A 22,067-nucleotide genomic window follows, 5' to 3' on the forward strand; every position below is an offset into this window, starting at 1 on the left:
GGCGGCGCGATGAAGCAGCAACGTCCTTCAACTCAGGGAATTACCGGCGCGGCCTATGCGCTGGCGGCCATCATCATGCCTGCCGCGCTGGTCTCGATCGCCTGCACGCCGTGCTCGACGACGTTATTGCGGCCACGGTGTTTGGCGGCATAGAGCGCGGCGTCGGCGGCTTCGATGAGATCGCCGGGACGCAAGGCCTCGTTGGGCTTCGCAGCGGCCACGCCGATCGAGACCGTGACGATCATGTGGGCGGAGGTGATGTGGGGCAGGCACAGCTTCAGAACGGCCGCACGCACCAGCTCGCCGATTTCCACGGCGCGGTTCACATCGGTGTTCGGCAGCAGCAGGCAGAATTCCTCGCCGCCATAGCGTGCCGCAAAGCCCATCGTGTCGGCGGCGATGCCGGACAGCGACTCGCCGAGCCGCGTCAGGCAGGAATCGCCTTCGAGATGGCCATAGGTGTCGTTGAACAGCTTGAAATGATCGACGTCGATCATCAGCAACGCGAGGTCGCTGCCATATTGCTGCGCGCGCATCCATTCGAAGTCGAGCCGGCTCTGGAAGCCGCGTCGATTGGCGAGCCCCGACAGCATGTCGATCGAGGCCATCACCGTCAGCCGGTCGTTGCTCGCAATCAGCTCGCGCTCGCGCTGGCTCAGCTGCGCAGCCATGGCGTTGAACGCGCGGGCCAGCGGCACGAACTCGGCCGGCAGGCGATTGCGCGCCGCGCGCGCCGACAGATCACCCTCGCCGAGACGCTTGGCCATGTCGGCGAGCATCTCGATCGGCTTGATGACGAGCTTCTCGGCGGCGATCAGCGCGCCGAGCAGGACGAATACGACGACGAAGGCGAGCTGGAGATAGGCGGTGCGGATGTCGCGGCTCACCGCCGCGGACACTTTGTCTTCGTCGATGCTGGCGATCAGGCGGGCATTGGTGCCGGCGATGCGGATATAGCTGACCGCGCGGCGCGAGCCGTCGGCGGCGAGGAAAGACAGCGAGCCTTCGTCCTGGTCCGAGCGCAGCGCGCGATCGGCGATCGCAGACATCAGCGGCATGTTGTCGAGCGGACGGCCGACCGCGCTGTGCTGATCCGCCGGAGCCGCCAGCACGGTGCCTGCGCTGTCGACCAGCACCGCCGTGATGCCGGCGCGGCCGCCCAGATTGCTCATCACCTTCGACATCCAGTCGAGATTGACGGTGGCGAGCACGACGGCGTCGGATGTGCCGCTGAAGGCCGACACCGGATAAACCGCCATCACGGTCGGCGTCGATACGGGGCGCGACAGGATGAAATCGCTCAGCACGAAACGGCCGGTTTCCTGCGCCTGCTGAAAATAGGGCCGGTCGCTGAGGTCGAGGCCGACATACATGTTGTTGGTGGCGCATTGGATGCGTCCGTCCTGGCCCGCGATCAAGAGCGTACGGATCCAGGGCAGGTTCGACGGCAGGCTCGCGCGCAGCACGTCGCAGCTCTTGCTGACGCCGCCGGCTGAGGCGCGGATGAAAGCTTCCGATTTCAGGATGGTCTCAACCGACGAGATCACCTCACGCTGCGCATCGGCGCTGTGCCTCGCGACGGTGGTGAACTCAACCGTGGCCTGCGCGATCTGCCGGGCGCGGGTGTCTTCGAGCGAGCGGATGCGCTCCAGCATCAAGGGCGCCACCAGAATCACCGCGAGCAACGCAAGCCGCGCCCGGATTCCGAGAACCTGCTTGAGTTTCGCTCGCTTGCGGTTGAGACTGATGCTTGCCATCTTCGCTACCCACCCCATCAGCCAAGGTAAAGCGAAGGGTTCAAAAACTCTTTCTTGAACTCGGTAAAATTGGACTTACCTCGGCTACGACCTTAATCGATCGACGTCATGACAGATGAAAACGCCGCGCCGGTAACCGGCCATTCACCAAACGCGCTCGCCGCAGTCGAAGCCGAAATCGCCCGCGCCTGCAGGGACGCGCGCCGCGATCGCGCCGCCGTGACGCTGATCGCGGTGTCCAAGACTTTCGCCGCAGATGCCATTATCCCGATCATCAAGGCCGGACAGCGCGTATTTGGCGAGAATCGGGTGCAGGAGGCCAAGGGCAAGTGGCCGGCGTTAACGTCCGTTTACCCCGGCATCGCGCTGCATCTGATCGGACCGCTGCAATCCAACAAGGCGAAAGAGGCGGTCGCGCTGTTCGATGCCATCCATTCGGTCGACCGTCCGAGCATTTGCCAAGCATTAGCCAAGGAAATCGAATCCCAGAACAAGCACCCGCAGCTCTTCGTCCAGATCAATACCGGCGAGGAGCCGCAGAAGGCCGGTGTCGCGCCCGGCGAGGCCGATGCCTTCCTCGCCAGCTGCCGCGACACCTATGGGCTGACGATCTCCGGGCTGATGTGCATCCCGCCGGTGGACGAACCGCCGGCGGCGCATTTCGCGCTCACCGCCAAGATCGCCGCGCGCAATGGGTTGACGAATCTCTCGATGGGCATGAGCGCGGATTTCGCGACGGCCATCATGCTGGGCGCCACCCATGTGCGGGTGGGCAGCGCGATCTTCGGGCACAGGTAGGAGCCGTTCGCGAGGATCGTGCCCCGCAACCGCTATTGATTTCGTCATTGCGAGCGTAGCGAAGCAATCCAGAGTGTCTCCGCGGTGGGACTCTGGATTGCTTCGTCGCAAGGGCTCCTCGCAATGACGGCGGAGTGTGAGGTCGTCTAAACGAACCCCACCGACACCTTCCCCAACACGCCAAAATCCACCGCGAAATGATCGCCGGCCGCAATCGGCAGCGGCGGATGGCACGTACCTGTTGTCACCACCTGCCCTGTCCGCAAGGTGATGCCGAGACCGGAGAGCTCATTGGCAAGCCAGGCGAGCGCGGCGCGGGGATCGCCGAGCACGTTCTTGCCGTGGCCGATGTAGCGCTCGCCACGCAGGGTGATTTCCGGCCGCTCCTCGACCAGATCGATCGCGCGCCAGTTCGCAGTCGTCGCCGCGCCCAGCACGAACAGATGCGCGCAGGCGTTGTCGGCGATGAGCTGCGCCTCGCCGGCGGTGACGAAGTCGGCAAAGCGCGAATCGGGAATCTCGATCGCGGGATGAAAGCTCGCCACGACGGCCAGGACCTCGTCGACGGTGTACGACGCGGCGCGCGGCCGCAGGTCGCGCCCCATCCGGAAGGCGAATTCCGGCTCGCCGACGCGCATCTCGTTGCCCTTCATCGAGGCGGTGCCGCCATCGGCGATCAATGTGTCGCTCATGATGCGGCCGGCCAACGGTCCCGTGACGTTGATGTGCTTCTGTCCTGACACGCTCGTGGCTGCGATCTTCCAGCCGAACAATTGTCCGCGCGACAATGTTTCGAGGCCGGCCTGAACGGCATAGCCTTCAGTGCGGCTCTGCGGCCGCAGGCGCCCTTCCAGAGCGTCGAGCTTGGAGCCGTCACGCCAATGTTGAAAGAGGACGCGCGATGCGGCGGCGGTCTGATCCTTGTCGAGCATGTGTCCTCACCCGATGATGATTCTTGTTTTTGGTCCCAGCCGTCGCAGCAATTGCAGCATCGCTGCCTTGGTCATCGAGACGCAGCCCGCTGTCGGGCCGAAATTGTCGCGGGCCAGGTGCAGGAACACCGCGCTACCGCGGCCGGCGACGCGCGGCCGGATGTTGTGGTCGATTTCGATGATGAAGTCATAGAGATGGTCGGCGCGCTTGAGCCGGTCACCGCCCTGCCCCTCGTCGAGCCGGATTCCCCGGTTGTAATGGCGGTCGGTGGGATCCTCGCACCAGGCGTCCTCTCCGGTGATGATCCGGGCCGGCAGGAAGCTCTGCGGGCGGCTGTGCCGGTCGCCCCGCCACCACACTTGCCGGGGATGGAAGCTGCCCCGGGGGGTGCCGCCGTCGCCCTCGCGCTTGTTGGCGAGGATGCCGCCCCTCCCCAATGCGACCGGGATGGTCAGCGATCCCGCCGTCAGCCAGCCTCGGCGCGGATTCCCGGCCGCAGGCTTAACGCGGATCGCGGAGAGCGGTCCGGCGCTTCGGTTCTTGGTGTAACCAACTGAAGCTGCTTTATTTTTCATGTGAACGTGCAATGTCGAATTCATTACAGGACATTCATCAAACCGGCCTGCTATTCTGAGTTAGAGTGCTTCCGGCTTGTGAATCGGTAACAGCCCACTACTTCAACACGAACAACAATAACAACAGCGACCCCTAAACTTCCCTCACGGCTGGGTGCAGCATGGATGCGCGCCGAGTCGGACCCCAAAAGGATGACCCCCTATGGCCAATGCCCGCAAGATCCTGATCGTGGATGACGATACCGATCTGCGCGACACGTTGGTGGAGCAATTATCGCTACACGAAGAATTCGAAGCTTCCGCGGTCGATACCGGCGCCAAGGGCGCGAGCGCGGCCAAGGCCAATGCCCCCGATCTCGTCCTGATGGATGTCGGCCTGCCCGACACCGACGGTCGCGAGGTGGTGCGCTCCTTGCGCAAGGGCGGCTTCAAGGCGCCGATCATCATGCTGACCGGGCACGACACCGATTCCGACACGATTTTGGGGCTGGAATCCGGCGCCAACGACTATGTGGCGAAGCCCTTCCGCTTTGCGGTCCTGCTGGCCCGCATCCGCGCCCAGCTCCGCCAGCACGAGGCCAGCGAGGACGCGGTGTTCTCGGTCGGCCCCTACTCCTTCCGCCCTGGCTCCAAGATGCTCACCGCCGCCAATGCGCGCAAGGTGCGGCTGACGGAGAAGGAAACCGCCATTCTCCGCTTCCTCTACCGCGCCGGCCAGATGCCGGTGTCGCGCGAGACCCTGCTCCAGGAGGTCTGGGGCTATAATTCCGGCGTCACCACCCACACGCTGGAAACCCACATCTACCGTCTGCGCCAGAAGATCGAGAAGGATGCCGCCAACCCGGAAATCCTTGTCACCGAAGCCGGTGGCTACAAGCTGGTGCCGTGATACGCTCGAAGGGCGTGCGAATCGTTTTAGATCGCATGCCATTGAGCCTCGGATCTGAATGTCAATCGACGACGACGTAGCGCTTCTCGAGCGAGTCCCGACACTGCGCCTGTTGGGCGACGCCTCGTTGCGCATGCTGGCAATCGGCTCCGAGCAGCGCGACTTCGTTCGCGGCGACACCCTGTTCAATCTGGGCGACGACGCCGATGCGGGCTTCGTGGTCCAGCGCGGCGCTTTCCGGGTCGAGGACGGCGCCGGTGCCGAAATGATCGCCGGTCCCGGCGCGTTGATCGGCGAGCTGGCGCTGGTGGTGCCGATGAAGCGGCCGTCGAGCGCGATCGCGCTGGAGCATTCCTCTGTCATCCGCGTCGCCCGCAGCCTGTTCCAGCGCGTGCTCGAAAGCGATCCCGCCGCCGCCGTGCGCCTGCGCGACGAATTCGCGGTGCGCTCCAGCCAGATCGCCAGCGATATCCTGATGGCGGGCGCGAAGCTGACGTCGTAGCTTTCTCGTCATTCCGGGGCTCGCGACTTCGTCGCGCCCCGGATGACGACGGAGGCCTAAACCTCCAACGTCACCGTCACAGGCACGTGGTCCGACGGACGCTCCCAGCTCCGCGCGTCGCGCAGGATCTTGAAGTCGCTGACCGCGTCCTTTAGCGCGCGCGAGACCCAGATGTGGTCGAGCCTGCGGCCGCGGTCGCCGACGGTCCAGTCGGCGGAGCGGTAGCTCCACCATGTGTAGACCTTCTCCGACATCGGGATGCGGTCCCGTGCGACGTCGATCCATTCGCCGGCTTCGAGCGCCGCCTTGAGCTTTTCGGTTTCGACAGGCGTATGCGAAACCACCTTCAGAAGCTGCTTGTGCGACCACACGTCGTTCTCGTGCGGGGCGACGTTGAGATCGCCGACCAGGATGTGGCGATCGTCACCGCGCGGATGCAGCGGCTCGCACGCCTTCATCTCGTCGAGGAAGCGAAGCTTGTGGTCGAACTTCTCGTTCAGCGCGGGATCGGGAATGTCGCCGCCGGCGGGCACGTAGAAATTATGCAGCACCAGCGGCTTTGCGATGTTGGCCTTCGCGCCGAACGACACGGAGATATGGCGTGAATCCACCTTGTCGCAGAAGGTGCGGATGTCCGTCGACTCGAACGGAATCTTCGAGACGATGGCGACGCCGTGATAGCCCTTCTGCCCGTTCAGCGCGACGTGCTCGTAGCCGAGCCGCTTGAAGCGCTTCAGCGGAAAGGCGTCGTCGATGCATTTGGTTTCCTGCAAGCACAACACGTCCGGCCGCGCGCTCTTGAGGAATTTCGCGACCAGGTCGATGCGCAGGCGCACCGAATTGATGTTCCAGGTTGTCAGGGAAAAACGCATGAGGGATGCGTCTTAGCATGGATTGGCGCGGGGAAAATGCTTGTCCACAGGCCCGAAATCGTAGGGTGGGTGAGCGCAGCGTAACCCACCTCTTTGGTTTGCGCAGTGGCAGGCGTGGTGGGCTATGCCTGCGCCTAACCCACCCTACGCATCGTCATCCCGGCGCCGGGCCGTAATTGGTGAAGTCGATCTTGAACATGCTGGGATCGAGCTTCTTGCTCGAGTCCAGATTGTAGACCGCGATCGTGGTGTCGTAGCCCTGCGGATCGGTGACGGTCCATTGCTTGAGCTGGCCATCCTTGGCGCCGAACATCAGGAGAAGGCGGCTGGTGCCGACCAGCGCCTGCTTCTCCTCGATGGTGACGCTGACGAAGACGTCGTCGGCCGAGACGCCCACGACATTGGTGTCCTTCATCAGGTCGATGCGGTCGGACAGCAGGAAGCGCAGCGGCGTCTGCGACAGCGGATAAACGTCCTGTGTCGCGAGCTTGCGGTCGCGGACGACAAGCGACGATCCGTCGGCGACGATGTCGATCGGGCTCGGCGCGTCATATTCGAACCGGACCTTGCCGGGCTTCTGGATGTAGAAATCGCCCTGCGTCTTGCTGCCGTCCGGACCGACCTGGACGAAATTCCCGACCAGCGTCGACAGCGACGACAGATAGGCGCTGACCTTGGCCGCCTGTGCCTTCTGGTTGGCATCGAAGGTCTGGAAGATGCTGCTCGGCACGTTGCGGCGCGGATCCGGGATCACCGGATTCGGCGGCGCCTGCGTCGCGCCGGTGACAGCGGGTCCGCCGCCTCCGGATTGAGCACCATCACGGCCCTTCGGCGCGGGCTTCGGCACCGGAACGGTCTGCGCCAGGGACGAAGCGGTCACCATCGCGGCGGTGACGAGCAGCACGCCGACCACGCGCGCGCTTCGCGCAGCAATGGTGGCAGCGAATCGAATGTCCGGATGTCTGATCAACGCGTCGTCCTGTATGGCTAGGCGCCTTTTAGCGTGATTTCGGGCAAAAGCAGATATCGATTTTGCGTGAAATGATGTGTCGAGGCTCCTCGCCTCACATATGGCTGTCTTCTTCCTCGACCAGAATCTCGCGCTTGCCGGCGTGGTTGGCGGGTCCGACGATGCCTTCCAGTTCCATGCGCTCCATCAGCGATGCGGCGCGGTTGTACCCGATCTGCAGGCGGCGCTGGATGTAGCTGGTCGAGGCCTTGCGGTCGCGTTTGACGATCGCAACGGCCTGCTGGAAGAGATCCCCGCCGCCATCCGCGCCCATGCCGCTGGCGTCGAACACGGCGCCGCCGTCCTCGTCCTCGGAGGGCTCTTCGGCCGTGACCGCCTCGAGATATTCCGGCTGGCCCTGCGTCTTGAGGTGGCGCACCACCTTCTCGACTTCTTCGTCGGAGGCAAAGGGACCATGCACGCGGCTGATGCGGCCGCCGCCGGCCATGTAGAGCATGTCGCCTTGGCCGAGCAGCTGCTCGGCGCCCATTTCGCCGAGGATGGTGCGGCTGTCGATCTTGGACGTGACCTGGAAGGCGATGCGGGTCGGGAAGTTCGCCTTGATGGTGCCGGTGATGACGTCCACCGACGGACGCTGCGTCGCCAGGATCACGTGCAAGCCGGCGGCACGCGCCATCTGCGCCAGACGCTGCACCGCGCCTTCGATGTCCTTGCCGGCGACCATCATCAGGTCGGCCATTTCGTCGACGATGATGACGATGTAGGGCAGCGGATCGAGCGAGAGCTTCTCTTCCTCGTAGATCGCCTTGCCGGTTTCCTTGTCGAAGCCGGTGTGCACCGTGCGCGTCGGCTCTTCGCCCTTGGCTTTCAGCTCGAGCAGGCGCGTGTTGTAGCCGTCGATGTTGCGGACACCGAGCTTGGCCATGTTCTTGTAGCGCTCTTCCATCTCGCGCACCGCCCATTTCAGCGCGACCACCGCCTTCTTGGGGTCGGTCACGACGGGCGTCAGCAGATGGGGGATGCCGTCATAGACGGAGAGTTCGAGCATCTTGGGATCGACCATGATCAGGCGGCACTGATCGGGCCGCAGCCGGTAGACCAGGCTGAGGATCATGGTGTTGATCGCGACCGACTTGCCCGAGCCGGTGGTGCCGGCGATTAGCATGTGCGGCGTGCGCGCGAGGTCGATGATGACGGGGTCACCGCCGATGGTCTTGCCGAGGCAGAGCGGAAGTTTCGCGACCGTGTCGGTCGCTTCCTTGGCGACCAGCAGCTCGCGGAGATAAACCTTTTCACGATGCGCGTTCGGCAGCTCGATGCCGATCGCGTTGCGGCCGGGCACGACCGCGACGCGCGCCGACAGCGCGCTCATCGATCGCGCGATGTCGTCGGAAAGCCCGATCACGCGCGACGATTTGATGCCGGGTGCCGGTTCGAGTTCGTAGAGCGTGACCACGGGGCCGGGATTGGCCTTGACGATCTCGCCGCGCACGCCGAAGTCCTGCAGCACGCCTTCGAGCGAACGTGAATTGGTTTCCAGCTCGGCCTTGCTGAGCGGTTGTCGGTCGCCGGCCTTCGGCGCGGCCAGCATGGAGACGGAGGGAAGGTCGAACTTGTCGGAGGATTTCCTGGCAGGAGCCTTCGGCGCCGCCTTCTTGCGCGGGGCACGCGCAGTGGGCTCTTCCTCTTCCTCCTCTTCGTCCTCTTCCTCGTGCTGATCCTCGACGTCCTCGTCTTCGTCCTCAGCATGCGGCGAGATCGAGGGCGCGGTGCGGCCGCCGCCGAGGTTCGGCTCCTGGCGGCTGAAGCTGGCGGCCTTGGTCTTCGGTCCGCTCGAAACCAGCGAGCGATAGGCGGCGCCACACAGCCAGATCAGCCGCGCCTTCGTGCTCATCAGCGCATGGAACAGCCAGCCCAGCGACACCGAGCCGCGATCGCTGTCCTCGTCCTCCTCGAGCGGCTTGTCGTCCTCCTCGATATCGGGGAGTTCGTCATGCTCGCGCGCGCCGAGGCCGCAGGCGATCAGGAAGGTCACCGTCAACGCAGCGAACAGGATCATGCCCAGCACGATGCGATAGATCGTGCCGGGCGGCCCGAAAATCACCGCGGGCGCGCGCACCAGGGCATCGCCGACCACGCCGCCGAGACCGGTCGGCAGCGGCCACGCACCGCCATGCGGCCAGCAACTGACGAAGCCCGCCGCGATCACCGTGCAGAGAATCCAGGAACCCAGCCGCAGGGCTTCGCGGTCGAACGGGCGATGCGTCATCATGCGCCAGCCCCAGACCGCGACGGTCAGGACCAACATGATCGCGCCGAGCCCGAGGATCTGCATCGCAAGATCGGCGCCGATCGCGCCGGCATAACCCAGGATGTTGCGGATCGGCCGCGAGGTTGCATGGCTGAGGCTGGGATCCTGCACCGACCAGGTCATTAGCGCGGCCGAGGCGACGCCCGCCAGCGCGATCAGGCCGAGGCCGCTGAGCTCGCGCATGCGCCGCGCCAGACCTTCGCGGATCGACGGCGGCAGATGGCCGACCAGTGGAATGACACGTTCGATTGCCGACATGCTCACGGGCCCCGCCTAACCCAGAGTCTCGACCAGACGATGCAGCGCCTGCGCCGTAGTCTCGCCATCCTGCACCAGCGCGAGGCGAATATAGCCCGCGCCGGGGTTGAAGCCGTCAGGCTGCTGTCGCGCCAAAAAGCTGCCGGGCACCACGCGCACGCCTGCTTCCTTGAAAAGCTTGAGCGTCACGGAGACGTCGTCGCCGATCTCGGACGTGTTGAGCCAGACGCAGAAGCCGGCATCGGGCCGGCGATAGCCGTAACGGTTGCCGATGATCTGGTCGGCGAGATCGAACTTGATCCGGTAGAGCCTGCGATTCTCCTCGACATGCGCTTCGTCGCCATAGGCAAAGGTCGCGACGTGCTGGAGCGGCACCGGCACCTGCGGCGCGGCGATGTTGCGCAGCTCCAGGAACATGCCGATGAATGTCTTGTCGCCGGCGGCGAAACCGACGCGCAGGCCCGGCAGGTTCGAGCGCTTCGACAGCGACTGGAACGCGGCCACGCGGGTGAAATCCGCACCCGCGCATTCGAGCGCGCTGCCCGGGGCTTCACGGGTGTAGATCTCCGAATAACACTCGTCGCTGAGGATCATGAAGCCGTAGCGGTCGGCAAGGCGCTTCAGGCGCGTGAAGTAATCGCGCGATGCGACCGAACCCTGCGGATTGGCCGGCGAGGCGAGATAGAACGCCACGGTGCGCGCCAAAGTCGCCTCGTCGATGGCATCGAGATCGGGCAGGAAGCCGTTCTCGACGGTGGTCGACAGATAGACCGGCTCGCAGGCGGCAGCTAAGGCGCCGGCGCCGTACACCGGGTAGAACGGGTTTGGCATCAGGATGGCGGGCTTGCCGGGGCGCGGACCGACGTAGCGCGCGGCTGCGATCGCGGCGAGGAACAGCCCCTCGCGGCTGCCATTGAGCACGAGAATCTCGCTTTTGGGGTCGAGCGGTCGCGGCAGCTTGAAGCGGGACGACAGCCAGGCGCTTGCGGCCTGCCGGAACGGGTCGGTGCCCTGGTTCATCGGGTAGCGGCCGAAATCGGCGATGTGCTTGGCCAGCACCGGACCGACGAAATCAGGCACGGGATGCTGCGGTTCGCCGACCGCAAGCGAAATCAATGGCTTGCCCGGTTGATGCGGCGCCAGCAGCTCGTTCAGCCGGACGAAGGGCGAGCGTTCGTTGTTGGAGCTTCCATTGGCCTGCGGCGCACGGGATGAAGCGGTCATGACCATTCTGGGCGCCAGTACTCTTGGAACGGCCGGTCGCAGCACGGCGCCGGCGGGAAAGCGGTTCAGTTCACCATAGATAGGGCGAGGTTAAGACGCGATTAACCATCGGTCGCCGCCTCCGTCCAGGGCAGGAATAATGAGGCCGGATAACAACGGGATGCGAGGCCGCTTGGGGGGCGCACGTCATGGCCGGGGCTTGTCCCGGCCATGACGAGCTTCGCAAATCAGACGCCTCAGTGCCCCGGCAATTTCTCGAACGTCTTCATGCCCGGCGGGATCGCGTGAAACTCCTGCATGTCGCAGGTGTAGATCGCCATCTGCGGCTGGAACTGGGCCGGATCGTCCAGCGTGCCGACTTTCACCACCACAGCGGGCAGGCCCGGAACCTTGGTCACCAGATGGGTGCCGCATTCGGCGCAGAATTCGCGCGTGACGGCGCGTTCGAGGTCCTTGCGGGTGAACTGCTTGGGCTGCCCCTTGGTGTAGCTGAAGCCGGCCACCGGCATCGCGATGAAGGTGTTGGGCGCACCGCCCGAGATGTACTGGCACTCCCGGCAATGACATTGGGCCTGCATCATCGGATCGCCTTCGGCCTTGTAGCGCACTTCGCCGCAATAGCACCCGCCTTCCAAATGCATGACGTCCTCCCGATTGTTGTTCGTTGTGGCCGATATTTCTGCGCCGTAAGCGCGGAATGGCAATCTTTTTCTTCCCGGGCATCGGGCAAAAAGAAAGGGGCTCCAGCTTGCGCTGGAGCCCCTCAACGGTCAGGGCATTGCCGGGTATGTGCCCGAACCGTAGTTCTGGGCGCGATCTCCGAGGAGACCGCGCCCGGGAGGAGTTACATGTTGTAGGCGCGCTCGGTGTGCTCGGTGATGTCGAGCCCTTCACGCTCGCTCTCGACATTGGTGCGCAGACCAACGATCACATCGACGACCTTGTAGAGGATCGCCGAACCGATGCCCGACCACACCAGCGTGGTGCCGACGCCCCAGATCTGGGACATCATCTGCGCTGCGAAGTCGTAGTCGGCGACCTTCGGCGGGATCGCGGTGTAGTCGATGATGCCGGCGCCGCCGAGGGCGGGGTTGACGAGAATGCCGGTGCCGAGAGCGCCGACGATGCCGCCGATGCAGTGCACGCCGAACACATCGAGGCTGTCATCGTAGCCGAGCGCGTTCTTCACGACGGTGCAGAAGAACAGGCAGACCACGCCGACCACGAGGCCGAGGACGATCGCACCCATCACGCCGGAGAAGCCGGCGGCAGGAGTGACGGCCACGAGGCCCGCGACAGCGCCGGAGATGACGCCGAGCACCGAGGGGTGACCCTTGATGATCCACTCCGCGAACATCCACGACAGCGCGGCGGCAGCGGTGGCGACGAAGGAGTTGGTCATGGCGAGCGCAGCGCCGCCATTGGCTTCGAGGTTGGAGCCGGCGTTGAAGCCGAACCAGCCGACCCAGAGCAGCGAGGCGCCGATCATCGACATGGTCAGCGAGTGAGGAGCCATCAGCTCCTTGCCGTAGCCGACGCGCTTGCCGATCAGGAGAGCGCCGACGAGGCCTGCGATGCCGGCGTTGATGTGCACCACGGTGCCGCCAGCGAAGTCGATCGCGCCCTTCTTGAAGATCCAGCCGGCATCGGCGTTGATCTCGTCGAGCTTGGCCTGCGCCGCGGTCTTCGCCGCCGCATCAGTCGCCGCAGCCAGAGCCTTGGCGGCGTCCTGGATCATGTCCGGGCCCGGCCAGTACCAGACCATGTGCGCGATCGGGAAGTAGATCAGCGTGACCCAGAGCGGGATGAACAGGGCGATCGCCGAGAACTTCATGCGCTCGGCGAAGGCGCCGACGATGAGGGCGGGCGTGATCGCCGCGAAGGTCATCTGGAAGCACATGTAGATGAGCTCCGAGATGTTGGCATCGACCGAGAAGGTCGCGGCCTTCGAGTCGGTGGTGACGCCCATCATGAAGGCCTTGGAGAAGCCGCCGATGAAGTCGGAGCCGCCGGTGAAGGCAAGGCTGTAGCCGTACACGGCCCAGATCACGGTGACGACACAGACGGTGTAGAACACCTGCATCAGGACCGAGAGCATGTTCTTGGAGCGGACGAGACCGCCGTAGAACAGCGCGAGACCGGGGATCGTCATCAACAGCACCAGCACTGTCGATGTCAGCATCCAGGCGTTGTCTCCCTTGTTGACCGTTGGCTCGGCGTAGGCTGCGGTCGCAGCGAACAGGCCGGCTGCGAGAGCCGCCAATCCCGCGCCATAGGGACGCTTGAACGTCATATTATTCACTCCTGATTGGATAAAGGTTGAGCGCGAAATCAAAGGGCCGCGGCATCGGCCTCGCCGGTGCGGATGCGCACTGCGTGGTCGAGGTTGATGACGAAGATCTTGCCGTCGCCGATCTGTCCGGTTTTCGCAGCGGACGTGATGGCGTCGATGGTCTTGTCGACCTGGTCGGAGGCGACAGCGACCTCGATCTTGATCTTGGGCAGGAAGCTCACGGCATATTCGGCGCCGCGATAGATTTCCGTATGGCCCTTCTGGCGGCCATATCCCTTGACTTCCGTCACCGTGAGACCGTGAACGCCGATGGCGGTCAGGGCGTCACGGACTTCTTCCAGCTTGAATGGCTTGATAATCGCCATAACAATTTTCATGGGTCCTATCCCCGCTTGGGCCCGGTCCGGACATGGCCGGGCGTTCTCGACTGGTTCGCCACGAGGGAGAAAGTTCACTACGCGGGCACAGCCAGGACCCTTAGAATCAAATGCCGTGCCAGATCGGACCGCTTGCCTAACGGACTATGAAAACGGGGGTTTTCGCGTTCGACGGATATTGCGGTGCGGTGCGCTATTCCGTCGCGCTCAAATCGTGGTCAGGTCTGCTCAAAACGCGAGCACGACAGGCTACCGACACAATGTTGCTCATGTGTCGGGCAGCGTTACGGTATCCAAATACGGATACGGTTGTGGTGGGGCTTGGCCGTGCCGCGAAATATCGAGCGGCTGGCCTCTTTGCCCACCGGATGCGCGCTCATGCTGAGCTGCCTGGACCGGACAAGCTCCTGGTAGAGCAGCCGGTTCAGACCGCCGCCGGATCGTCAGGCGGCCTCGCGCTCCGCAAAGACCCTGTCGACCAGGCCCCACTCGACCCCCTGCTGCGCGGTCATGAAGTGATCGCGGTCCAGGGTCCGCTCCACCTCTTCCTCGGTGCGCCCGCAATGCTGCGCATAGAGCCGGGTGATGCGCCGCTTGGTTTCCTGCATCTCGTTGGCATGGATCAGGATGTCGGACGCCTGGCCCTGGAAGCCGCCGAGCGGCTGATGCACGTGAAGGCTTGCATTGGGCAGCGCGGCGCGGTGACCGGGCTCGCCGGCCATCAGCAGAAACGAACCCATCGAGCGCGCGGTGCCCATGCACAGCGTATGGACCGGCGCCTTGATGAACTGCATGGTGTCGTACATCGCAAGGCCAGAGGTTACCACGCCGCCATAGGAGTTGATGTAGAGATTGATCGGCCTGTTCGGATTCTCCGCCTCCAGGAACAGCAGCTGTGCGCAGACCAGCCCGGACATCGCGTCATTGACCTCACCGTTGAGGAAGATGATGCGTTCGCGCAGCAGCCGCGAGTAGATGTCGAAGGATCGTTCGCCGCGGGCTGATTGTTCGACGACCATAGGGACGAGCTGAAGCATGTCGCGCATCGGCGACCTCCATGTCTGCAGGTGATGAAGTCTCTTGTGCTAGGCCGCCGCGCGCATCAGGCGGCAATTGGTATTGGCCGGCCGCGGCAGCTCTGTCGTGATGTCGCAGGCTTGCTGGATGATGCGTAAGCGGGTGCTGCCGTCCTCATGCGGCTCGATCCGGAAGGTGACGTGGCTCTCGCGGAACGGCGGTTCGGAATCCCGCAGCCGATAGCGCACCTCCTCGCCGGGGATCGATGATTCCGGCTCGGCACGGGCAAGGTCGCAGTCCGGCAGCCAGCGCTCGCGCAGAGCCGGAATGGTCACGGCGCGCCAGACTTTGGCCGGCGGTGCGTCGAAATCAAATTCAAGCACCAGATTTGCATCAGGGCGATCAGGCTTCACGAGGTCGCTCATTGATCCATATCCTTCAAGAGGTCGGCGAGTGCTTCCATGCGCTTCGGCCAATAGGCGCGGTAGCGCGCGAGCCATGTCCCGATGGCGACGATTCCGTCCGGATCGACTTCGTAATTCACAAAGCGGCCTTGCCGCTGCTCGCGCACGAGGCCTGCCGCGCGCAGCACGGCGAGATGCTGCGACATCGCGGGTTGGCTGATCTCCAAACCATCGCGCAGAGCGCTGGCATTCAGGCTTCCGCCAGCGAGCTTCTCAAAGACCTTTCGGCGCGTCGGGTCGGCCAGCGCCTTGAAGATATCGGCTTCGATCATGACAACACATAAGCATACGCTTATGTGTTGTGCAAGCTTCGATTACTGAAGCGCTTCGCCATGCTGCGAAATATCGAGACCTTCAAGCTCGTGCTCCCGGGATACGCGCAAGGGCACAAACAGGCCGACCAGCTTGAGCAGGATGAAGCTCACGCCCGCCGACCAAACGAAGGTGATGGCGACGCCATAGAACTGGATCAGCAGCTGCTGCGGGTGGCCCTCGATCAGGCCGGCGGTGCCGCCGATCGCGCTGGTTGCGAACACGCCGGCGAGCAGCGTCCCGGTCAGGCCGCCGATGCCGTGGACGCCGAAGACGTCGAGGGAATCGTCATAGTTGAAGCGGTGCTTCAGCCAGGTGCAGGCCCAGTAGCAGACAGCACCGGCGAGGATTCCGATGACGATGCCGTGCCAGGGCGCCACGAAGCCGGAGGCCGGCGTGATGGTGCCGAGCCCGGCCACCGCGCCGGAGATCATGCCGAGCACAGAGGGCTTGCGCCGCGTCGACCATTCGATCGCGCCCCAGGTCAATGCGCCCGAGCAGGCAGCGAGGTGGGTGGCGATGATCGCCATCACCGCGCGTGAATTGGCCGCGCCCGCAGAGCCGCCGTTGAAGCCGAACCAGCCAACCCACAACAGGCCGGTGCCCATCACCGCAAGCGACAGGTCGAACGGCGAGAGATTTTCGGTGCCGTAGCCGTGGCGCCGCCCCATCACCTTCGCCGCAACGAGACCGCCGGTGCCGGCCGACAGATGCACGACGAGACCGCCCGCGAAATCCAGCACGCCCATGCTGTTGAGGAAGCCGCCGCCCCACACCCAATGCGCCAGCGGAATGTAGACGAAGATGAACCAGGCGACGGAGAACAGGAGATAGGCGGAGAACCGCATCCGATCGGCAACAGAGCCCGCAACCAGCGCCACCGTGATGATGGCAAACGTCATCTGGTACAGCATGAACAGTGCTTCCGGGATGGTCTTCGCGGCCGGATTGACGCTGTCCATGGTCATGCCGGCGAGAAACCAGCGGTCGAGCGTGCCGATCCACGGACCGTCGCCGACGAAGCACAGCGAATAGCCGAACGCGACCCAGAGGATGGAGATCATGGTCACGGCGGCAAGGCTCTGCGCCATGGTAGCGAGCACGTTCTTCTTGCGCACCATGCCGGAATAGAACAGCGCAAGCCCCGGGATCGTCATCATCAGCACCAGCGCGGTGGCGACGATCATCCAGGCCGTGTCGGCCGTGTTGATCTCGGAATTCGCTGCATATGCAGGCGCGGCCGTGAGCAGCGCAAATCCGATCGGCGCAGCCATCGAAGCCGCGCGCCGCAACATTCCCGCCATATCGTTCCCCCCGGCATCAATTGGCGTCGCACAATCCGGCGTCGTTGCCCGGTGCGATCGAAGAAGAGCGAAGCGTTTTCAAGCGAAGCGGTTCGCGGTTCGCGCAAAGAAAACGCGTCGAAACTAGAATCTAGAGCGCGTCGCTGTCAGTTTCGCCGGTGCGGATGCGCAGCGCGTGGTCGATCGGCGTGACGAAGATCTTGCCGTCGCCGATCTGCCCCGTGCGCGCGGTCGAAGTGATCACGGCGACCGCCTTGTCGGCGACGTCCGAGGCAACCGCGATCTCGATGCGCAGCTTCGGCAGGAAATTCACGACATATTCGGCGCCGCGATAGATCTCGGTGTGGCCCTTCTGCCGGCCGTAGCCCTTCACCTCGGTCACGGTCATGCCGTGGACGCCGATCGACGTCAGGGCCTGGCGGACCTCATCGAGCTTGAATGGTTTGATGATCGCGACGACGAGCTTCATGGTCAGGCCTATTCCCCGGGATGCGCCACGCCGTATGTCCCCGGCGCTGCGTCAATCTGGCATCTTTCCGGGCAAATGGCACAAAAAAGTTGCAGATTGAAGCGGAAAAACGTTTGGCCAAGGGCGGCCATGTGAACGGCCGCCTCTGTACAGGGCAGCCGTTCATCCTTCACAATGCATTTTCGGCATGGATGCGGTGAACCCAAGCGTCCCAGCTGGTACATAAGTATGTTTGAGGGGGACGTTTCATGGCGAGTTGGTTCTACGCATCCGAGGGCAAGCAGCAGGGGCCCTTTCCGGAAGGGCAATTCCGCGATCTCGTCGCCCAGGGCGTCGTGCGCCCGGATACGCTGGTGTGGACCGAAGGCATGGCGGGCTGGCAGAAGGCCGCCGAAATCCCCGGTCTGGTCGGCGGTGGCGGCGCGCCGCCGATGATCCCGGCGGGCGGCCCGCCGATGATGGGCTCCGGTGGTTATGCCGGTGGCGGAGGCGGCGGATCGCTCGCGGTCGATTTCGGCATCCTCGAGTTTACCTGGCGTACGCTCGTTCTCGTGATCGGCTCTTGCTTCGTGATCCCGGTGCCATGGCTGTTCGTCTGGTACACCAAATGGATCGTGCCCTGCATCAAGGTTCCCGGACGGCCCAATCTCAGCTTCACCGGCAACGCGATGACGCTGGTGCCCTGGTTCTTCGGCTTCATCGTGCTGGCGATCGCGCTCGGCTTCGTCGGCAGCCAGTTGCTCTCCAATCTGCTGTTCATCGTCCAGATCGTGCTCTACTGGCTGCTGATCAAATGGATGATCGCGAACCTCGCTTCCAACGGGCAGCCGCTCGGCCTCAGCTTCACCGGCTCGGTCTGGGCCTATGTCGGCTGGAATCTGCTGTTCGCGATTTCCATCATCACCATCATCGGCTGGGCCTGGGTCGCTGCAGCCCAGATGCGCTGGTTCTGCCGCAGCATCGAAGGCACGCGGCGCGAGATCGTGTTCAAGGGCTCGGGTCTCGACATCCTCTGGCGCGGCATCGTCGCTGCGATCCTGTGCAGCCTCTTGATCCCGATTCCGTGGGTGTATCGATGGATCATGAACTGGTTCGCCTCGCAGACCGAGCTTGCGCCGCGCGGGTCGCAGGCGGCCATGTAGTGGCTGCTGGCTTTCGGTAGCGAGCAGACGGGATGTCGAATCGACTCTGGTTTCACGCATCCGAGGGTCAGCAAAAGGGGCCGTTTCCGGAGCCCCAGTTCCGCGATCTGATCGCACGGGGCATCGTGCGATCAGACACGCTGGTCTGGACCGAGGGGATGGCGGGCTGGCAAAAGGCCGGCGCGGTCCCCGGTCTGGTGCCTGGCGGATCGCCGGTGGCGGCTTCGAGCGGCGACGGGCGAGGCCGGCTGTCGGTGGATCTGCCGCTGTGGTCGTTCCTGGGATGGTGCATCCTGCTGGTGATCGGCAACGCCGTCGTGGTGCCGGCTCCCTGGACCGCTACCGCCTACTACCGCTGGCTGTTCCCGCGCGTCCACGTCCCGCAACGACCGAACATCGGCTTCACCGGTGAGGTCGGCGATATCTGGTACGTCTTCATCGCGCTGGCGCTGGCGGGCTATGCGGGACTTTTCGGCGACCTGTTCCAGCTGGCGTCGATCCCGATCCAGGCATTCCTGTCCTGGATGGTGATGCGCTGGGTCGTCGCCAATGTCAGTTCGAACGGTCAGCCGATTCCGATGACGTTCAACGGGAGCCCCTGGGTCTTCATCGGCTGGCAGGTCCTGATGTTTCTCGCCGTGTTCACGATCATCGGCTGGGCCTGGGTCATGGCTGCGTGGATGCGCTGGATCTGTCGCAACATCGCGGGAACGCGGCGCGAGATGATCTTCGTCGGCACCGGCCTGCAATTGCTGTGGCGAACCCTGGCATTCTGCTTCGGGTGTCTTCTGGTCATCCCGATTCCGTGGCTGCTGCGCTGGTACTTCACCTGGACCATGACGCAGTTCGAGCTCGTCGATCGCCCGGCGACGATCTAGGGCTTGCGCTCGCGCACGGAGCCTTCCTGCGCGACGGAGGCGACCAGCGTGCCGTCGGGCTTGAAGATCGAGCCACGAGTCAAGCCGCGGCCGCCGCGCGCGCTCGGCGAATCCTGGGCGTAGAGCAGCCATTCGTCGGCGCGGAACGGGCGGTGAAACCACATGGCGTGGTCGAGGCTCGCCGGCATCATGCGCTTGTCGAACAGCGTGCGGCCGTAGCGTGCCATGATCGCATCCAGCAGCGAGAAGTCGGAGGCATAAGCGAGCGCACACATGTGCAGCGCCGGGTCATCCGGCAGCGTAGCTGCGGTCTTGATCCAGACATGGATGCGGCCGTCGTCGATCTTCTGGCCGAAGTAGCGGCCGAGCTCGACGGGACGCAGCTCGATCGGGCGATCGGATTCATAATAGCGGCGGATGAATTCCGGCATCTCCTTGAACATCGGCTGCTTCGCCACCTCCTCCGCCGTGAGCTTCTCCGGCGGCGGCACGTCGGGCATCTTGTCCTGATGGTCGAACGCGCTCTCCTCCTCGGCGTGGAACGAGACCATGATCGAGAAGATCGCGTTGCCATGCTGGATCGCGGTGACGCGGCGGGTCGAATAGCTCTTGCCGTCGCGCAGGCGCTCGACCTGGTAGATGATCGGGATTTGCGGATCGCCCGGCAGGATGAAATAGCAGTGCAGCGAATGCGGCAGGCGGCCCTCGACGGTACGGCAGGCCGCGACCATCGCCTGCCCGATCACCTGGCCGCCGAAGACCCGTTGCCAGCTCGTCTTCGGACTGTTGCCGCGGAACAGGTTCACCTCGAGCTGTTCGAGGTCGAGGATCGCAATCAGGTCGATCAGGCCTTTGGACATGCCACAGCTCCGGGATTTCTCTGGTGGTCATTCGAGGATGCGCCGGAACGGTGCAGGCCCGGAATCCATAACCTCGGCCTGTGGCTATGGATTCCGGGCTCGCGACCTGGTCGCGCCCCGGAATGACACGGTGGGCCAGTTCCGCCCTTGTTTCACCGCACTGTTTCGCCCACCTCAAGTCTGCTAGCAAGACCAAGAGTTAGCCGGGAATTTGGGTATGTCGGTACAGGGTAGCATTGTCATTGGTGGCGGCGCGTTTGCCGGTCTCGCATTGGCCTTGGCGTTGCGCCAGGGGCTGGGGCCCGAAATCCCCGTCATCGTCGCCGATCCCGCGCTCAGCACCCGGCCAAGCCGCGACCCCCGCGCCACCGCGATCGTGGCCGCCTGCCGCCGCCTGTTCGAGGCAATCGGCGCCTGGGACGACGTCAGGGCCGAGGCGCAGCCGATCCTCGACATGGTCGTCACCGATTCCAAGCTGGAAGACGCCACCCGTCCGGTCTTCCTCAATTTCGCCGGCGACGTCGCGCCGGGCGAGCCGTTTGCGCATATGGTCGAGAATCGCCGCCTGATCGACGCGCTCACGGCGCGCGCCGAGGCCGAAGGTATCGATTTGCGTGCGACCACGGTCGCCTCCTATGACGCGCGCCCCGAAGGCATCGACGTGACTCTCGGTGATGGCAGCGTGATCGCCGCAAGTCTCCTGGTCGCCGCCGATGGCGCGCGCTCAAAGCTGCGCGAGCGCGCCGGCATCGCCACCCACGGCTGGGAATATGACCAGTCCGGCATCGTCGTCACCGTCGGCCATGAGCGCGATCACGAGGGCCGTGCCGAGGAGCACTTCCTGCCGGCGGGTCCCTTCGCGATCCTGCCGCTCTCGGGCAAGCGCTCGTCGCTGGTGTGGACCGAGCGCCGGACCGAGGCCGCGCGCATCATCGCGCTCAGCGACGAGGAATTCCACGCCGAGCTCGAGCAGCGCTTCGGGCTGCATCTCGGCGAGGTGAAAGCGCTCGACAAGCCGCGCGCGTTTCCGCTGTCCTATTTCGTCGCGCGCTCCTTCATCGCCACGCGCCTCGCGCTGGTCGGCGATTCCGCCCATGTCATCCACCCCATCGCGGGCCAGGGCCTCAACATGGGGCTGAAGGATGTCGCTGCGCTGGCCGAGGTGGTCGTCGATGCTGCGCGGCTCGGCATGGATCTCGGCGGCGCCGACGTGCTCGAGCGCTACCAGCGCTGGCGCCGCTTCGACACCATGGCGATGGGCGTTGCCACCAACTCGCTGAACTTCCTGTTCTCCAACCAGTCGACCTTGCTGCGCACCGTGCGCGACATCGGCCTCGGCCTCGTCGACCGCGCCCCGCCGCTGAAGAATCTTTTCATCCGGCAGGCCGCCGGACTGACGGGTGAAGTGCCGCGGTTGCTGAAGGGCGAGGCGCTGTAAGCCGGGCGTCTAGAGAACGCTCCCGCCTCACCCTCTTCCGTCGTCCCGGACAAGCGTAGCGAAGATCCGGGACCTATACGCCGCAGCAAGAGTGTTGCGAAGATCCGGAGTTACCAAGTCGTGCGCAACAACCAAATTCGGTGGTGATGGGTCCGGCTTTCGCCGGGACGACACCGAGGGTGCGGCGCGGCCTTCGCATACAACCCTCCCGCAGCCTCAATCGATCTTTCGCGCCTCTTCCGGCAGCATGATCGGGATGCCGTCGCGGATCGGATAGGCGAGCTTGGCGCTGCGCGAGATCAGCTCCTGCTTTGCGGCATCGAACTCCAGCGGCCCCTTGGTCAGCGGGCACACCAGGATCTCCAGCAGCTTGGGATCGACGCTGGTTTCGGGGCGTTCGGTAGGCGTGTTCATTCTCAATTCT

General features: G+C 64.3%; 23 protein-coding genes. 6 read left to right on the top strand and 17 right to left on the bottom strand.

The features are described from left to right. Positions 1-53: 53 nt before the first annotated feature. Entirely contained in the window at positions 54-1,757 is a 1,704-nt protein-coding gene (locus tag CO669_RS14585) for a diguanylate cyclase domain-containing protein (RefSeq protein WP_198964018.1), read from the bottom strand. A 108-nt stretch (positions 1,758-1,865) separates the two neighbouring features. On the opposite strand from CO669_RS14585, the gene CO669_RS14590 reads away from it, so the two are divergent. Continuing rightward, positions 1,866-2,555: a YggS family pyridoxal phosphate-dependent enzyme gene (locus CO669_RS14590; protein ID WP_097660500.1), complete on the top strand. Its 690-nt coding sequence runs from the start codon at positions 1,866-1,868 to the stop codon at positions 2,553-2,555. 146 nt (positions 2,556-2,701) lie between these two features. Here CO669_RS14590 and CO669_RS14595 read toward each other — a convergent pair whose 3' ends face one another. Then, complete coding sequence (locus CO669_RS14595) at positions 2,702-3,487, bottom strand: 2-keto-4-pentenoate hydratase (RefSeq protein WP_097660501.1); 786 nt, start codon at positions 3,485-3,487, stop codon at positions 2,702-2,704. A gap of 6 nt (positions 3,488-3,493) precedes the next feature. After that, positions 3,494-4,063 carry a L,D-transpeptidase family protein gene (locus tag CO669_RS14600; RefSeq protein ID WP_198964043.1) on the bottom strand — a complete coding sequence of 190 codons (570 nt, stop codon included), beginning with the start codon at positions 4,061-4,063 and terminating at the stop codon, positions 3,494-3,496. A 202-nt stretch (positions 4,064-4,265) separates the two neighbouring features. Between CO669_RS14600 and CO669_RS14605 the strand changes: the two genes are divergently transcribed. Both CO669_RS14605 and CO669_RS14610 read left to right on the top strand, forming a co-directional pair. Beyond that, positions 4,266-4,952 carry a response regulator transcription factor gene (locus tag CO669_RS14605; RefSeq protein WP_007598630.1) on the top strand — a complete coding sequence of 229 codons (687 nt, stop codon included), beginning with the start codon at positions 4,266-4,268 and terminating at the stop codon, positions 4,950-4,952. A 58-nt stretch (positions 4,953-5,010) separates the two neighbouring features. Beyond that, a complete protein-coding gene (locus CO669_RS14610; RefSeq protein WP_028133428.1) occupies positions 5,011-5,454 on the top strand; it encodes a cyclic nucleotide-binding domain-containing protein in 444 nt (147 codons plus the stop codon). Between the two features lie 56 nt (positions 5,455-5,510). On the opposite strand, the gene xth is transcribed toward CO669_RS14610, so the two are convergent. The 12 genes from xth to CO669_RS14670 all read right to left on the bottom strand — a co-directional run bounded on the left by xth (position 5,511) and on the right by CO669_RS14670 (position 17,325). Continuing rightward, positions 5,511-6,326: an exodeoxyribonuclease III gene (gene xth, locus CO669_RS14615; RefSeq protein ID WP_097660503.1), complete on the bottom strand. Its 816-nt coding sequence runs from the start codon at positions 6,324-6,326 to the stop codon at positions 5,511-5,513. A 154-nt stretch (positions 6,327-6,480) separates the two neighbouring features. Next, on the bottom strand, positions 6,481-7,239 hold the full coding sequence (locus CO669_RS14620; RefSeq protein ID WP_097660504.1) for an outer membrane lipoprotein carrier protein LolA: 759 nt from the start codon (positions 7,237-7,239) through the stop codon (positions 6,481-6,483). Between the two features lie 151 nt (positions 7,240-7,390). Then, a complete protein-coding gene (locus CO669_RS14625) occupies positions 7,391-9,871 on the bottom strand; it encodes a DNA translocase FtsK (RefSeq protein WP_097660505.1) in 2,481 nt (826 codons plus the stop codon). 9 nt (positions 9,872-9,880) lie between these two features. Further along, a complete protein-coding gene (locus CO669_RS14630; protein ID WP_198964019.1) occupies positions 9,881-11,095 on the bottom strand; it encodes an aminotransferase class I/II-fold pyridoxal phosphate-dependent enzyme in 1,215 nt (404 codons plus the stop codon). A gap of 230 nt (positions 11,096-11,325) precedes the next feature. After that, positions 11,326-11,730 carry a GFA family protein gene (locus CO669_RS14635; protein WP_097660506.1) on the bottom strand — a complete coding sequence of 135 codons (405 nt, stop codon included), beginning with the start codon at positions 11,728-11,730 and terminating at the stop codon, positions 11,326-11,328. Positions 11,731-11,933: 203 nt separating this feature from the next. Continuing rightward, entirely contained in the window at positions 11,934-13,382 is a 1,449-nt protein-coding gene (locus CO669_RS14640; protein ID WP_097660507.1) for an ammonium transporter, read from the bottom strand. Positions 13,383-13,420: 38 nt separating this feature from the next. Next, the gene (locus CO669_RS14645) at positions 13,421-13,759 is read right to left on the bottom strand and encodes a P-II family nitrogen regulator (RefSeq protein WP_008142813.1); all 339 of its coding nucleotides are present in this window, start codon (positions 13,757-13,759) and stop codon (positions 13,421-13,423) included. A 443-nt stretch (positions 13,760-14,202) separates the two neighbouring features. Continuing rightward, positions 14,203-14,805 (bottom strand): ATP-dependent Clp protease proteolytic subunit, encoded by a 603-nt coding sequence (locus tag CO669_RS14650; protein WP_097660508.1) that lies wholly within the window; start codon positions 14,803-14,805, stop codon positions 14,203-14,205. Between the two features lie 39 nt (positions 14,806-14,844). After that, positions 14,845-15,201 carry an SRPBCC family protein gene (locus CO669_RS14655; protein WP_097660509.1) on the bottom strand — a complete coding sequence of 119 codons (357 nt, stop codon included), beginning with the start codon at positions 15,199-15,201 and terminating at the stop codon, positions 14,845-14,847. After that, positions 15,198-15,512: an ArsR/SmtB family transcription factor gene (locus CO669_RS14660; RefSeq protein ID WP_097660510.1), complete on the bottom strand. Its 315-nt coding sequence runs from the start codon at positions 15,510-15,512 to the stop codon at positions 15,198-15,200. Before CO669_RS14660 ends, CO669_RS14655 begins: the two co-directional genes overlap by 4 nt. A 42-nt stretch (positions 15,513-15,554) precedes the next feature. Continuing rightward, positions 15,555-16,856, bottom strand: a complete 1,302-nt coding sequence (locus CO669_RS14665; protein WP_097660511.1) for an ammonium transporter — start codon at positions 16,854-16,856, stop codon at positions 15,555-15,557. 130 nt (positions 16,857-16,986) lie between these two features. Then, a complete protein-coding gene (locus tag CO669_RS14670; protein ID WP_097660512.1) occupies positions 16,987-17,325 on the bottom strand; it encodes a P-II family nitrogen regulator in 339 nt (112 codons plus the stop codon). Between the two features lie 248 nt (positions 17,326-17,573). Between CO669_RS14670 and CO669_RS14675 the strand changes: the two genes are divergently transcribed. Next, positions 17,574-18,467, top strand: coding sequence for a DUF4339 domain-containing protein (locus CO669_RS14675; protein WP_097660513.1), 894 nt, complete (start codon positions 17,574-17,576; stop codon positions 18,465-18,467). Between the two features lie 32 nt (positions 18,468-18,499). Next, positions 18,500-19,345 carry a DUF4339 domain-containing protein gene (locus CO669_RS14680; protein ID WP_097660514.1) on the top strand — a complete coding sequence of 282 codons (846 nt, stop codon included), beginning with the start codon at positions 18,500-18,502 and terminating at the stop codon, positions 19,343-19,345. Here CO669_RS14680 and tesB read toward each other — a convergent pair. Then, positions 19,342-20,205, bottom strand: coding sequence for an acyl-CoA thioesterase II (tesB, locus tag CO669_RS14685; protein WP_097660515.1), 864 nt, complete (start codon positions 20,203-20,205; stop codon positions 19,342-19,344). The genes CO669_RS14680 and tesB overlap by 4 nt on opposite strands. A 217-nt stretch (positions 20,206-20,422) precedes the next feature. On the opposite strand from tesB, the gene CO669_RS14690 reads away from it, so the two are divergent. Further along, positions 20,423-21,643: a ubiquinone biosynthesis hydroxylase gene (locus CO669_RS14690; protein ID WP_097660516.1), complete on the top strand. Its 1,221-nt coding sequence runs from the start codon at positions 20,423-20,425 to the stop codon at positions 21,641-21,643. 216 nt (positions 21,644-21,859) lie between these two features. Here the strand turns inward: CO669_RS14690 and CO669_RS14695 are convergent, their stop codons facing one another. Next, complete coding sequence (locus CO669_RS14695; RefSeq protein ID WP_097660517.1) at positions 21,860-22,057, bottom strand: Trm112 family protein; 198 nt, start codon at positions 22,055-22,057, stop codon at positions 21,860-21,862. Positions 22,058-22,067: the final 10 nt, after the last annotated feature.

Origin of the sequence: Bradyrhizobium sp. Y36 (assembly GCF_002531575.1) — a bacterium.
Taxonomy (GTDB): Bacteria; Pseudomonadota; Alphaproteobacteria; order Rhizobiales; family Xanthobacteraceae; genus Bradyrhizobium.